At 42.9% G+C, this 13,066-nt stretch carries 12 protein-coding genes; 11 read left to right on the plus strand and 1 reads right to left on the minus strand.

The annotated features are described in order from the left end of the window. Window positions 1-187 precede the first annotated feature (187 nt). From queA to LPA49_RS14505, 8 genes are all read left to right on the plus strand, one after another. The gene (gene queA, locus LPA49_RS14470; RefSeq protein ID WP_230236883.1) at window positions 188-1,219 is read left to right on the plus strand and encodes a tRNA preQ1(34) S-adenosylmethionine ribosyltransferase-isomerase QueA; all 1,032 of its coding nucleotides are present in this window, start codon (window positions 188-190) and stop codon (window positions 1,217-1,219) included. Between the two features lie 258 nt (window positions 1,220-1,477). Next, window positions 1,478-2,605, plus strand: a complete 1,128-nt coding sequence (gene tgt, locus LPA49_RS14475; protein ID WP_036973303.1) for a tRNA guanosine(34) transglycosylase Tgt — start codon at window positions 1,478-1,480, stop codon at window positions 2,603-2,605. A gap of 29 nt (window positions 2,606-2,634) precedes the next feature. Then, complete coding sequence (yajC, locus tag LPA49_RS14480) at window positions 2,635-2,973, plus strand: preprotein translocase subunit YajC (protein WP_036973302.1); 339 nt, start codon at window positions 2,635-2,637, stop codon at window positions 2,971-2,973. A gap of 22 nt (window positions 2,974-2,995) precedes the next feature. Next, window positions 2,996-4,855 carry a protein translocase subunit SecD gene (gene secD / locus LPA49_RS14485; protein ID WP_036973301.1) on the plus strand — a complete coding sequence of 620 codons (1,860 nt, stop codon included), beginning with the start codon at window positions 2,996-2,998 and terminating at the stop codon, window positions 4,853-4,855. An 8-nt stretch (window positions 4,856-4,863) separates the two neighbouring features. Beyond that, window positions 4,864-5,811, plus strand: a complete 948-nt coding sequence (gene secF, locus LPA49_RS14490; RefSeq protein ID WP_036973300.1) for a protein translocase subunit SecF — start codon at window positions 4,864-4,866, stop codon at window positions 5,809-5,811. Between the two features lie 57 nt (window positions 5,812-5,868). Beyond that, window positions 5,869-6,441 carry a hypothetical protein gene (locus tag LPA49_RS14495; protein ID WP_141687265.1) on the plus strand — a complete coding sequence of 191 codons (573 nt, stop codon included), beginning with the start codon at window positions 5,869-5,871 and terminating at the stop codon, window positions 6,439-6,441. Between the two features lie 60 nt (window positions 6,442-6,501). Then, window positions 6,502-8,292, plus strand: a complete 1,791-nt coding sequence (locus LPA49_RS14500; protein ID WP_230236886.1) for a GGDEF domain-containing protein — start codon at window positions 6,502-6,504, stop codon at window positions 8,290-8,292. An 83-nt stretch (window positions 8,293-8,375) separates the two neighbouring features. After that, the gene (locus LPA49_RS14505; protein ID WP_230236889.1) at window positions 8,376-9,206 is read left to right on the plus strand and encodes an ABC transporter substrate-binding protein; all 831 of its coding nucleotides are present in this window, start codon (window positions 8,376-8,378) and stop codon (window positions 9,204-9,206) included. A 43-nt stretch (window positions 9,207-9,249) separates the two neighbouring features. On the opposite strand, the gene suhB is transcribed toward LPA49_RS14505, so the two are convergent. Further along, window positions 9,250-10,053, minus strand: a complete 804-nt coding sequence (gene suhB, locus LPA49_RS14510; protein WP_230236891.1) for an inositol-1-monophosphatase — start codon at window positions 10,051-10,053, stop codon at window positions 9,250-9,252. Between the two features lie 346 nt (window positions 10,054-10,399). On the opposite strand from suhB, the gene trmJ reads away from it, so the two are divergent. From trmJ to LPA49_RS14525, 3 genes are all read left to right on the plus strand, one after another. Beyond that, window positions 10,400-11,122 carry a tRNA (cytosine(32)/uridine(32)-2'-O)-methyltransferase TrmJ gene (gene trmJ / locus LPA49_RS14515; RefSeq protein WP_036973295.1) on the plus strand — a complete coding sequence of 241 codons (723 nt, stop codon included), beginning with the start codon at window positions 10,400-10,402 and terminating at the stop codon, window positions 11,120-11,122. Window positions 11,123-11,314: 192 nt separating this feature from the next. After that, on the plus strand, window positions 11,315-11,806 hold the full coding sequence (gene iscR, locus LPA49_RS14520) for a Fe-S cluster assembly transcriptional regulator IscR (RefSeq protein ID WP_036973294.1): 492 nt from the start codon (window positions 11,315-11,317) through the stop codon (window positions 11,804-11,806). A 22-nt stretch (window positions 11,807-11,828) separates the two neighbouring features. After that, a complete protein-coding gene (locus LPA49_RS14525) occupies window positions 11,829-13,046 on the plus strand; it encodes an IscS subfamily cysteine desulfurase (protein ID WP_230236894.1) in 1,218 nt (405 codons plus the stop codon). Window positions 13,047-13,066 lie beyond the last annotated feature (20 nt).

The raw sequence follows: 13,066 nt of genomic DNA on the forward strand, positions 1-13,066 counted from the left end.
GCTTAGTGAATGGGTTAGAATAATGACATTTCTATTATTCTACAAGCAAACTTTACCTAAAAACGGTTATTAGCCTGTACCAGCTTACACGGTTAGGTTGTTTGTTCTTGAACCGAGGTGCTTTGCTTGAGGTGGCAAGCGTATCAGAGTAAACTTGGCGCGTTTTTATTAATGAGAGATATGCTCTATGCGCGTGGCTGATTTTAGCTTTGACCTTCCTGATGAATTAATTGCTCGTTTTCCAAAAGCAGATCGAACAAGCAGTCGTTTATTAACGCTCGACGGCCCAACAGGGCAGGTTGAACACAAAGTGTTTAGTGATATTTTATCTCTGGTAAATGAAAATGACTTATTAGTGTTTAACAACACGAAAGTGATACCAGCACGCATGTTTGGCCAAAAAGAGTCTGGCGGTAAGCTTGAAGTACTCGTTGAGCGCGTATTGGACGAGCACCGTGTACTGGCTCACGTACGTGCGAGTAAATCACCAAAACCGGGCTCTAAAATTATCCTTGAAGGCAAAGCCGAAGCAACCATGGTAGCGCGTCACGGTGAGCTATTTGAACTTGAGTTTGCTAAAGACGAAAATGTATTAGATATCTTAAACGATATTGGCCACATGCCATTACCGCCATACATAGACCGCCCAGATAATGAGGCTGATCGTGAGCGTTATCAAACGGTGTATGGTGAGAAACCCGGTGCTGTTGCAGCACCAACAGCAGGGCTTCACTTTGACGATAAATTAATGGCGGCTTTAAAAGACAAAGGCATTAACATGGCGTTTGTTACTTTGCACGTGGGTGCGGGTACATTCCAACCTGTGCGTGTTGATTCAGTTGATGAACATGTTATGCACTCAGAATATATCGAAGTTCCCGATGAGGTTGTAAAAGCCGTAGCCGAAACCAAAGCAAAAGGCGGGCGTGTTGTTGCGGTGGGCACCACTTCAGTACGTTCTTTAGAGTCGGCTGCAAAAGTACATGGTGGCAAGCTTGATACTTACTTTGGTGATACTGACATCTTTATTTACCCGGGTTATCAGTTCAATGTGGTGGATGCCATGGTCACTAACTTCCACTTACCTGAATCAACGTTGATTATGTTGGTGAGCGCGTTCGCAGGCCAAGAAAACATTATGGGTGCTTATCAAACAGCGATTGAGCAACAGTATCGCTTTTTCAGTTATGGTGATGCCATGTTCTTAACGCGTAAATAAGCGTTAGTCATCTTTTATATCACCCCGTAAAAAACCCAGCATTTCACTGGGTTTTTTATTTTCAGCCATTCTTACTAAGCTATGCGTTGATATGAAGCCTCTGTGCAACGCTGAATTCTGCATGGTGGGGAGAGTTTAGCTAGCGGGCTTTTTATTTTTGAATTTAGCCCAATTAATAGTAATAAATGCGCAAACAGGTTAGAATCGAGCGGTTAAATTATAGCTTGTTGGACTGTTTTTCCGACACTAGAGGATAATATGAAATTTGAATTAGACCGCACTGACGGTAAAGCGCGCCGCGGCCGCTTGATTTTTGAGCGTGGTGTTGTAGAAACGCCTGCATTTATGCCAGTAGGTACTTACGGCACGGTAAAAGGGATGACTCCCGATGAAGTAAAAGATACGGGGGCACAAATCTGCCTTGGTAATACTTTTCACCTTATGCTGCGTCCTGGCACAGAAATCATTAAGCAACACGGTGATTTACACGACTTCATGAATTGGGATCGTCCTATCTTAACTGATTCAGGCGGTTTCCAAGTATTCAGCTTAGGTGCGATGCGTAAAATCACCGAAGAGGGCGTCATGTTTAGCTCGCCTGTGAATGGTGAAAAAATCATGCTTTCACCAGAAAAAGCCATGCAAGTTCAGCGCGACTTAGGCTCTGATATTGTGATGATTTTCGACGAATGTACGCCATATCCTGCCACTGAAAAAGAAGCCAAAGACTCAATGGAGCTCTCGCTGCGTTGGGCTAAACGTTCAAAAGAAGGCCATGGTGATAATCCAGCAGCACTGTTTGGTATTATCCAAGGGGGTATGTACCCTGAGCTTCGTGCACAATCACAAAAAGGCCTAGAAGACATTGGTTTTGATGGTTATGCACTGGGCGGTTTATCAGTGGGTGAACCTAAAAACGAAATGATCAATATTCTTGATCATTGTGCGTATAAAATGCCAGCCGACAAACCACGTTACTTAATGGGCGTTGGTAAACCAGAAGACTTGGTTGAAGCGGTGCGTCGTGGTATCGATATGTTCGACTGTGTAATGCCAACCCGTAATGCACGTAATGGTCACTTATTCGTGACAGGTGGCATTGTTAAAATCCGTAACGCAGTACATAAAACAGACACCGGTCCACTTGATCCAGAGTGTGATTGCCATACATGTAAAAACTATTCACGTGCGTACTTGCATCATCTTGATAAATGTAATGAAATCTTAGGCGCACGTCTAAACACGATTCATAACTTACGTTATTATCAACGTGTAATGGAAGGCTTACGTAATGCCATTAGTCATGGCAAACTAGACGAATTTGTTGCAGATTTTTATGCACGCCGCGGCCAAGAAGTGCCAGAGCTTGCAGATACATCAGATTAAATTTTTAGAAAAATTAAAGAGGAAGTGTAATGAGTTTATTCATCTCAAACGCGCACGCAAGTGCGGCAGGTGCAGCACCAGCAGGTGGTGGCATGGAAATGCTAATCATGTTGGGTATTTTTGGTCTGGTATTTTATTTCTTAATTTACCGTCCGCAAGCTAAGCGTGTAAAAGAGCATAAAGCCCTTATGAGCGCGATGGCAAAAGGTGACGAAGTGCTTACGCAAGGTGGTTTAGTTGGTAAAATTGCTAAAATCGCTGATGACAAAGACTTCATCGTTATCTCATTAAACGACCAAGCAGAAGTAACAGTACAAAAATCAGCTGTTTCTGCAGTATTGCCAAAAGGCACTATGAAGTCGCTATAACAATAAAAATAAGGACTCACACGTGTTAAACAAGTTTCCATTATGGAAGTATTTACTTGTTCTTGTTGTGTTAGTCGTTGGTATTTTATATGCCTCTCCTAACTTGTATGGTCGTGACCCGGCCATACAAGTATCGGGCACTAAAGGTACTGATGCTGACCTAAGCGTACTCGATAAAGTAAATGCGACCCTCAAAGAACATAACGTTACTGTTAAATCAAGCAAACTTGAAGACGGACAAATCCTTGTACGTTTTAAGAATGTTGAAGATCAACTTAAAGCGCAAGACCTACTGCGTGATTCCCTTAGTGAAGATTACATCTCTGCCATCAACATGGCTCCAGCACAACCTGAGTGGTTAAAAGCATTGGGTGGTAACCCGATGAAGCTGGGTCTGGATTTAAGTGGTGGTGTTCACTTTACTATGGAAATCGACATGGCGACGGCGGTTGATACACAGCTTGAGCAAATGGAACAAGATTTTAAAAGTGATTTACGTGAAGAAAAGCTGCGTTACCGCACGATTCGTCGTGTAGCTGGCAGCGAGCGTTTACGTGTTGAAATGCGTAACGAAGAAGATAAAGACGCAGCAGAGCGCTTTTTATCAACCCGTTACCCGCTCAATGTGTACATTGATGATAGCAGCAGTGATAACGCTTTTTACGCCAGTATGAGCGAACAAAAGCTTAAAGAAATTCGTGATTACGCTATCAAGCAAAACGAAACGATTATCCGTAACCGTATCAACCAAATCGGTGTTGCTGAGCCAAACGTTCAGCGTCAAGGTGCTGAGCGTATCATCGTACAGCTTCCTGGTGTACAAGACACCGCCCGTGCCAAAGAAATTTTAGGGGCTACGGCAACGCTTGAGTTCCGTGAAGTAGACGAAGATGCTGACCCAAGTGCAGCCTTACAAGGGCGTGTACCACCAGGCACCGAAGTGATCATGGCGCGTGACGGTTACCCTGTGGTACTAAAAAAACGCATTATTCTTGAAGGTAGCCACATCACTGGTGCGCAATCAGGAATGGATGAGTATCAACGTCCGCAAGTAAGCATTAGCCTTGATAGCAAAGGTGGCGCAAAAATGAATGCGTTCACTAAGCGCGCGATTGGTAAGCGTATGGCAACTGTATTCATTGAGTACAAGCCATCGGGTAAAACAGATGAAAACGGTAAAGCACTTCCTCCAATTAAGGTAGAAGAAGTGATTAACGTGGCGACAATTCAAGCACGTCTTGACCGTTCGTTCCGAATCACGGGTATTGATAACCCTGCTGAAGCCCATAATCTGAGCTTATTACTACGTGCAGGTGCACTTGTTGCTCCTATTCAAATTGTAGAAGAGCGCACGGTAGGCCCAAGCTTAGGTCAAGAAAATATCGAAGCAGGTATGACGGCAGTGGTACTAGGCTTTGCATTTGTGCTTGTATTTATGCTGGTTTATTACAAAGGGTTTGGCATGGTGGCAAATATTGCCCTTGGTGCGAACTTAGTATTAATCGTGGGTGTTATGTCATTAATTCCAGGTGCGGCATTAACCTTACCGGGTATTGCAGGTATCGTACTGACCGTGGGTATGGCCGTTGATGCAAACGTGCTTATATTTGAGCGTATCCGCGAAGAGCTTGCCGACGGCCGTAGTCCGCAACAAGCCGTTCATTTCGGTTACGACAGCGCATTTAGCACAATTTTTGATGCAAATATCACCACGTTAATCGCAGCAGTGATTCTGTTTGCAGTGGGCACGGGTCCAATTGCTGGTTTCGCCGTGACACTTGCGATTGGTATTATCACCTCTATGTTTACAGCCATTGTTGGTACCCGTGCGGTAATCAACTTGTTTATTGGCGGTAAGCGTATTGATAAGTTGTCGATTTAGGAGTCAGCATGCAAATCTTAAAACTCGGTGGTAAAACACTCCCGTTTATGAAGTTCCGCAAGTTTGCCATGACATTATCAACATTGTTGATTTTGGCTTCTTTCGTATCGTTTTTTACAAAAGGCTTAAACTTCGGTTTAGACTTCACCGGTGGTACAGCGGTTGAAGTTGGCTTTGCACAACCTGCAGATCTGAAAAAAGTACGTGAAGCAATTACGGCAAGTGGCTTTGAAGATTTCTCTGTTCAGCTATTTGGCTCAAGTAAAGAAATTCTTGTGCGCCTTGCACCGCAAGGTGATGGCGTGAAAGCAGAAGTCATTGGTAACCAAATCATTGATGCCTTAAAACAAACTGATTCAAGTGTTGAAATGCGCCGTATTGAGTTTGTGGGCCCAAGTGTAGGTGAAGATTTAAAAGAGCAGGGTGGCTTGGCCATGTTAACTGCACTTATTTGTATCTTGATCTACGTGGCATTTCGCTTTGAATGGCGTTTTGCGGTTGGCGCGGTATCAGCACTATTACACGATGTTATTATCACATTAGGTTTATTCTCAATACTGGATCTTGAGTTTGACTTAACGATTTTAGCAGCGATTTTGGCGGTGATAGGTTACTCACTCAACGATACCATCGTTGTATCTGACCGTATTCGTGAAAACTTCCGTAAAGTGCGTATCGATGACACCATAGAAATCATTGATATTTCACTTACGCAAACATTGAATCGTACCCTTGTAACATCAATCACCACAATTTTAGTATTGATTGCGTTGTTTGTATGGGGTGGTCAAACTATTCACGGCTTTGCGACAGCATTACTATTTGGTGTGTTTATCGGTACTTACTCATCTGTGTATGTTGCATCAGCAGTGGCGATTGCAATGGGTGTAAGTAAAGAAGACTTAATTCCAGAAGTAATCGAAAAAGAAGGTGCGGATCTCGATCCTATGCCTTAATAAGCCATGCTTAAAAAAGAACCGCCCTGTTTGGGCGGTTTTTTTATGGAAGAAATTATGAAGTATCTAATAAGTAATGTATTTATTATTTTTTTACTGCTCGGTTGCAAAGAGCAACAGGTTGCCAAGCAAGCTGAGTCAGCACCAAAGCCACCCACAATAACGCCAGAACAACAATTAGGTGAGTACCAAAGTTTGGCGTGGCAGGTTGTGACAGCACTGCAAGGGCAGTCAGATACGCAGCAAGTTAAATCCATGCTGTTGTCGTTGGTTCATTCATCACAGGGATTATTTTTAGCGTTTAATCAGGTGTTTCCAGAGTGTAAGCAGACATTAGACGCTATTACTGAATATGTTGAAAGCACACCGCTTACGGCAATCTCTAGTGACAATGAGCCCCTTAATTTACAACCTGAGTTACCCGATTTTACAGGGCCTAACTGTTATCACATACAACAGCTGTTACTTAATCCGTTAGCCGTTTTGGCGATGACGACACAACAACAAATGAATCATGTTGATATTGAACAGGCTGAACTAAAAATGATCGATAGCTTAGCGCGCATTAAGCAATTGGAATTAGTGGGAATAAATGAACAAGAGGTGAATGAAGCGCAGCGCTTGCCATAAAATTGTCATACTAGATTGCTAATTTAGTCATCTATTTGTATGACAGAAACTAGGTGAAAGGTGAGTGCACAACTACAGCGAATATTAGAAAACAGTGACATTAAAACGCTGTTTCAGCCCATCTTTGATGTTTCTAATCAACATATTTTGGGTTACGAGGCTTTAAGTCGGGGGCCAAAAAGCTCTGAACTTGAGATGCCCAGCGCTTTATTTTCTGCTGCAATTGCCTGCAATAAAATTTCAGAACTTGAGCTTTTGTGTCGCAGTAAAGCCATTGAAAACTTTGTTAAGCTCAACCTGCAAGGTAAGTTGTTCTTAAATGTCAGCCCCAAAACACTGCTCGACCCATGTCATCCTAAAGGCGAAACATTACACCTAGTTGAACATTTTGGGCTGGCGGCTAATCGCGTTGTCATTGAAGTAACTGAACAAGAAAAAGTAGACGACGGATGTTTACTGTTAAAGACCATCGCGCATTATCGTCAATTAGGCTTTTCAATTGCCATTGATGATTTAGGGGCAGGTTATTCGGGGTTAAAGCAGTGGTCTGAGTTATGCCCTGAGTTTGTAAAGATTGACCGATACTTTATTGATCACTGTGACCAAAGTGTGGTGAAAAAAGAGTTTCTAAAATCAATCATTGTATTGGCTAAAGCCACGAATACCCAAGTGATTGCCGAAGGTATCGAGCGCGTAGAAGAGTTACGTTTACTCGAAAGTTTAGGAGTTCAGCATGCACAGGGCTTTTTATTAGAAAGACCGAGTTTACAGCCCAGCTACCAAATTAATCTGCATTGCTTAAAACACCTTGAATCATCAGACAACAGCAGCAGCTTTGAACAATCAATGGCTATCGGTTGGCTTGCTGTTGAGCATGCCAGTATTGAGACGAATACCCGTTGTAAAGATGCGCACAGTATTTTTGAGCAAGATAAAACACTCACCAGTCTTGCTGTCCTTGAACAAAATAGTCCCGTAGGCTTATTACACAGAGATCAACTTACCGAGGTGTTTGCAGCTCCTTATGGTCACGCGCTTTATGATAAGCAGCCTGTTACCGCACTAATGGATAAGCAACCGCTAGTGGTCGATGAAAACGAATTGCTTGATACGGTTAGTCAACAAATCACCGAATTTGAATTCGATATTCGCCGCCATATCGTCATAACACGCAACGGCGACTACTTAGGATTGGCACCTTTACGTAATATTCTCAAACACATCACCGAAGAAAAAATACGCCACGCTCAACACGCAAATCCATTGACCATGCTACCCGGTAATGTGGCAATAAATGAAGCCATCGAATTAAGGCTGCGCAATAGTTATGCGTTTTCGTTAGCGTATGTCGATTTAAATCACTTTAAGCAATTTAATGATTTATATGGATACGCCAGTGGCGACAGTGTGATCAAATTATTAGCCGAAGTGATCGTTGATGTTTGTAGCAAAAGCAAAGGCTTTGTTGGTCACATTGGTGGCGATGATTTTATGGTGGTATTCGATAAAGACGATGCAGAGCATAGGTGCCATGCGATCATTTCAGAATTTGAAGAAAAATCACGCGCCTTTTTTACCCCTGAACACATCTCGCAAGGGGGGTATTGGGCGAGTAACCGCGAAGGTAAAAAACAGTTTGTACCTTTGCTAACGCTGTCGATTGGTCTCGTTAAACCTGACCTTGAGCAATGCATTAATAGCCATCAAGTTGCAGCACTCGCAACTGATGCGAAAAAAGAGGCCAAACGCTTTAAAACGAGTCACTTATTTGTTTGTAAGCGTCGTTGTCCGGCCCCGGCAGTGGTGAGGCTAAGTGCCGCGAGCGATGACACCCTGCAAATCGGGTTATGAAGAAAATTTGAGTTCGGCCAATTTCACTTGTGTCTCACTCTAAGCCAGTGTAGGTTAAAAAAAACACGTTAAGAATAATAATAATGAAGCGACTATGTAGTGCAATCCTTGTTGTGCTAAGCCTAGGATGCAGCCTGCCTATTGATGCCAAAAATGTGGTGAACTTAGCCATAGAGCAACGTCCCTTGTATCAGCGCGATCATTATTTACACGCGCTGTTAGCTGCAGCGTTTCGTGCCGCAAAGTATCCCACCGTTATAAACGAAGTACTGGTGCACCCTCATCAACAGCGCACATTACTCATGCTCGACGAAAACCAAGCCGATGTCTACTGGAGTATGACCAGCCCAGAGCGAGAGCATCTAGCGATTGCTGTTCCAGTCCCTTTATTTAAAGGGTTTATCGGTAAACGCGCACTGCTTACAAAACGTGAATTTTTACCGCGGTTTAAAGAGATAAAAACTAAACAAGACTTAATGGCGTTTACCGCTATACAAGGTCATGACTGGCCTGATACAAAAATATTGGCGCAAAATGGCTTAGCGGTTCGGCCACTGGCGAATTATCAAGCAATGTTTAACTTAGTTATAAGTGGCCGGGTTGATTACTTCCCGCGTTCATTTATCGAGGTGACTTCAGAGCTTAAGCAAATAAATAGTGAGCAACTGGCGATTGTGCCCAATGTCTATATTAGCTACCCGAGCGCTTTTTATTTTTTTGTTAGCAATAACAAGCCAGAGCTAGCCGAGGTATTATTAACAGGCTTAAACGCGATGAAAAGCTCAGGTGAGTTTGATCAGATGTTCAACAGTTACTTTGCTGAAGACTTAGCCGGTCTGCCGTTTACAGAAAAGAGTGCCATAGAAATAAAGTTGGAGAATGACTATTTTCAGCCACAAAAAAAGGAGCCGTAGCTCCTTTTTGTCATGCTAATCACGCGTTAGAACTAATGGGTCATTAGCGAAGTAGTGACTCAGTTAATACTGGACGAATTTCACGAATGATTGCTTGTGTTAATTTTGGCGCGCCACAGATAATGTTGCCGCTTTGGTTGTAGTTAATACCGCCTGCGAAATCAACAACCATACCGCCCGCTTCTTTAACTAAAAGCTCACCAGCGGCTGTATCCCAAGGCTTAAGGCCAATTTCGAAAAAGCCATCAACACGGCCAGCTGCAACATACGCCATATCAAGAGCAGCAGAACCTGCACGACGAATATCAGCCGTGTGAATAAATAAAGCTTTGAATGCCTCAGAGTATGCGTCTAAGTGATGCTTTTGTTTAAACGGAAAGCCTGTAGCAAGAATAGAACCTGCTAACTCGTTAGTTTTTGATACACGTAAACGCTTGCTGTTAAGCTGTGCGCCTTGACCTCGAGACGCTGTGAATAATTCACCACGAATTGGATCATAGATAACAGCTTGGTCTAAACGACCTTTTACTTTAAGTGCGATTGATACTGCGTAATGAGGGATACCCTTGATGAAGTTTGTTGTGCCATCAAGTGGGTCAACAATCCATTGGTAATCTGCATCTTTGCCTTTGTGCTCACCTAGTTCTTCACCAACGATACAGTGATCAGGGTAAGATTTTAAAATAGTGTCACGGATTGCGGCTTCAGCTTCTTTATCGATGTTAGTCACTAAATCGTTAGTGCCTTTTTGTTGTACATCAACTTTTGATAAGTCTTCACTTGCGCGAAGTAAAATTTTGCCTGCGTTACGCGCAGCGCGAACCGCAATGTTTAACATTGGATGCATAGCATTACCTTTGGGTTGTAAAAGAACGAATATATTTAAGCCGGCGTATTCTAGCGGTTTTTACTGCAAAGTAAACAACAAAGCGGAAATACTTTTGGTTGTTTTTTGTACTGAACTGATTTTAAATTAAATTTCTATCTGACTATTTTTAAAAGCTAAAAATTATACAGGGCGTTTCATACATAAATCTGATACTAAAAATAAGGATGTACTAGTAAAAGAAAAATCCCTAGCACCGCCCATGATCTGTGATCAATACTGATTGATCGCGTGATCTGTATAGCCTCCAGAATAGCTTTCATGGTAGAATTCGCGCAATTTTTGACATTCAGTAAGTAACAACGCAATGACACTTGATGATATTCGTATCGTATTAGTTAACACATCTCATTCTGGTAATATTGGCTCAGCAGCACGTGCTATGAAAACGATGGGCTTATCAAACCTTTATCTTGTTGACCCTGCATGTGAAATTGATAGTCATGCCAGTGCGCTTGCTGCAGGTGCAACCGATGTTTTAGGCAAAGCCGTGGTTGTTGATACCCTTGCTGATGCGATTGCTGATTGTAGTTTAACGATTGGCACCAGTGCTCGTTCGCGCACCTTGTCTTGGCCGATGGTTGAGCCACGTGAATGTGGTGAAAAATTAGTGTCAGAAGCGGCGAATGGCCCAGTTGCACTCGTGTTTGGTCGTGAAAATAGCGGTTTAACCAATGAAGAGTTACAACAGTGTAACTATCATGTGTGCATTCCTGCGAACCCAGAATACAGCTCATTAAACCTTGCTATGGCAGTACAAACCCTGTGCTATGAAACACGTATGGCGTATTTAAACACCCAGCCAAAACAGCAAGAACAAGACGACGTTACTTACCCTAACGCAAAACAAACTGAGTTGTTCTATGAGCATTTAGAGCAAACATTAAACGACACCGGGTTTATCATCAAACAGCACCCAGGTATGGTGATGACTAAATTACGTCGTTTGTTTAATCGTGCGCGCCCAGAAGAAGCCGAAATGAATATCTTACGCGGCATTCTGACTTCAATTAATAAGTCTATAAAATAATCACAGGTTATAAGCATAATACTTGACTAAATTACTCAGGTAATTACAATAGACATAGTACTTGACCAATTTAGTCGGGTATTCGGTTTTATCAATGGCAAGTATCAATTTTTATCACGTGATAATACTTGACTATTTTGGTCTGGTAATTAAAATTTGCACACCTTAGCGTGCAGTAACATCGGGGGCTCCATGAAGTTAACATCAAAAGGCAGATACGCAGTAACCGCCATGTTGGATGTTGCACTCCATACAAATGTGGGTGCAGTGCCCCTTGCCGATATTTCTGAACGACAAGAAATTTCGTTGTCTTACCTCGAACAATTATTCGCCCGTTTACGTAAAAATGGCCTTGTGACTTCTGTGCGTGGCCCAGGTGGTGGATATTTATTAGGACGTGGCGCGAATGAAATTTCTGTTGGCGATGTTATCAATGCCGTTGATGAGTCTGTTGATGCAACTCGCTGCCATGGTGCAACGGGTGGCTGCCAAAGTGGCATGCGCTGTTTGACTCATACATTGTGGTCAGATTTAAGCGCGCGTATCGAAGATTTTTTAAATAGTATTACCCTTGCTGAATTGGTAGAAAAATCAGATGTGAAAGAAGTCGCATCGCGCCAAGATAACAGCATCAACACTGCAATTAAGCAACTGGAAAACATTCAAGTAAGCTGTCAACTGTAGCTTGACGAAAGCGGAGAGAGAAATGAAGTTACCGATTTATTTAGATTACGCAGCAACCACGCCTGTTGATGAACGTGTGGCAAAAGAAATGATGCAATGCCTGACTATGGACGGTAATTTTGGTAATCCTGCATCACGCTCACACCGTTTTGGTTGGCAAGCAGAAGAAGCGGTTGATCAAGCGCGTACAGACATTGCTGATCTGATTAACGCTGATCCACGTGAAATTGTTTTCACTTCAGGTGCTACAGAATCAAATAACCTCGCCATTAAAGGTGCTGCACAGTTCTATAAAAAGAAAGGCAAGCACGTCATCACGGTTAAAACAGAGCACAAAGCAGTGCTTGATACATGTCGTGAATTAGAGCGTCAAGGTTTCGAAGTATCCTATATGGACGTTGAAGAAAACGGTTTACTTGACCTTAAAAAGCTTGAAGCCGCTATGCGTGATGACACGGTACTTGTTAGTGTCATGCACGTTAACAACGAGCTAGGTGTTATCCAAGATATCGCGACAATCGGCGAAATGTGCCGTGAGCGCAAAATTATGTTCCACGTTGATGCGGCACAAAGTGCAGGTAAAGTACTTATCGACGTGCAACAGTTAAAAGTTGATTTTATGTCGTTCTCTGGCCACAAAGTATATGGCCCGAAAGGTGTTGGCGCATTGTATGTTCGTCGTAAGCCACGTGCTCGTTTAGAAGCACAAATGCACGGTGGTGGTCATGAGCGTGGTATGCGTTCAGGCACACTGGCTACTCACCAATTAGTGGGTATGGGTGCGGCATTTAGAATCGCAAAAGAAGATTTCGAAAAAGACCATGCACATATCAGCGCACTTCGTAAGCGTTTGGTTGATGGCATTATGGCTGATATGGACGAAGTTTACTTTAATGGTGAACCAAGTCAGTCAGTTCCGGGTATTGTAAACATCAGCTTCAACTTTGTTGAAGGTGAGTCGTTATTAATGGCTGTTAAAGACATTGCTGTTTCATCAGGTTCAGCCTGTACCTCAGCAAGCTTAGAGCCTTCTTATGTACTACGTGCGTTAGGCCGTAACGACGAATTAGCACACAGCTCAATTCGTTTCAGCATTGGCCGCTTTACGACTGAAGAAGAGATTGATTATACCGTCGAACTAATCAAAAACTCGATTGGCCGTTTACGTGAGATGTCTCCTTTATGGGAAATGCATCAAGAAGGTATTGATTTAGATTCAGTTGAGTGGGCGCATCACTAATCAGTGATCGCCGCCGCTAG

Origin of the sequence: Pseudoalteromonas sp. MB41, assembly GCF_020966275.1 — a bacterium.
Lineage (GTDB): Bacteria > Pseudomonadota > Gammaproteobacteria > Enterobacterales > Alteromonadaceae > Pseudoalteromonas > Pseudoalteromonas lipolytica.

Coding starts and splice junctions, on each gene's coding strand:
- queA (WP_230236883.1), top strand. CDS start 188: ATGCGCGTGGCTGATTTTAGCTTTGACCTTCCTGATGAATTAATTGCT.
- tgt (WP_036973303.1), top strand. CDS start 1,478: ATGAAATTTGAATTAGACCGCACTGACGGTAAAGCGCGCCGCGGCCGC.
- yajC (WP_036973302.1), top strand. CDS start 2,635: ATGAGTTTATTCATCTCAAACGCGCACGCAAGTGCGGCAGGTGCAGCA.
- secF (WP_036973300.1), top strand. CDS start 4,864: ATGCAAATCTTAAAACTCGGTGGTAAAACACTCCCGTTTATGAAGTTC.
- LPA49_RS14495 (WP_141687265.1), top strand. CDS start 5,869: ATGAAGTATCTAATAAGTAATGTATTTATTATTTTTTTACTGCTCGGT.
- LPA49_RS14505 (WP_230236889.1), top strand. CDS start 8,376: ATGAAGCGACTATGTAGTGCAATCCTTGTTGTGCTAAGCCTAGGATGC.
- suhB (WP_230236891.1), bottom strand. CDS start 10,053: ATGCATCCAATGTTAAACATTGCGGTTCGCGCTGCGCGTAACGCAGGC.
- trmJ (WP_036973295.1), top strand. CDS start 10,400: ATGACACTTGATGATATTCGTATCGTATTAGTTAACACATCTCATTCT.
- iscR (WP_036973294.1), top strand. CDS start 11,315: ATGAAGTTAACATCAAAAGGCAGATACGCAGTAACCGCCATGTTGGAT.
- LPA49_RS14525 (WP_230236894.1), top strand. CDS start 11,829: ATGAAGTTACCGATTTATTTAGATTACGCAGCAACCACGCCTGTTGAT.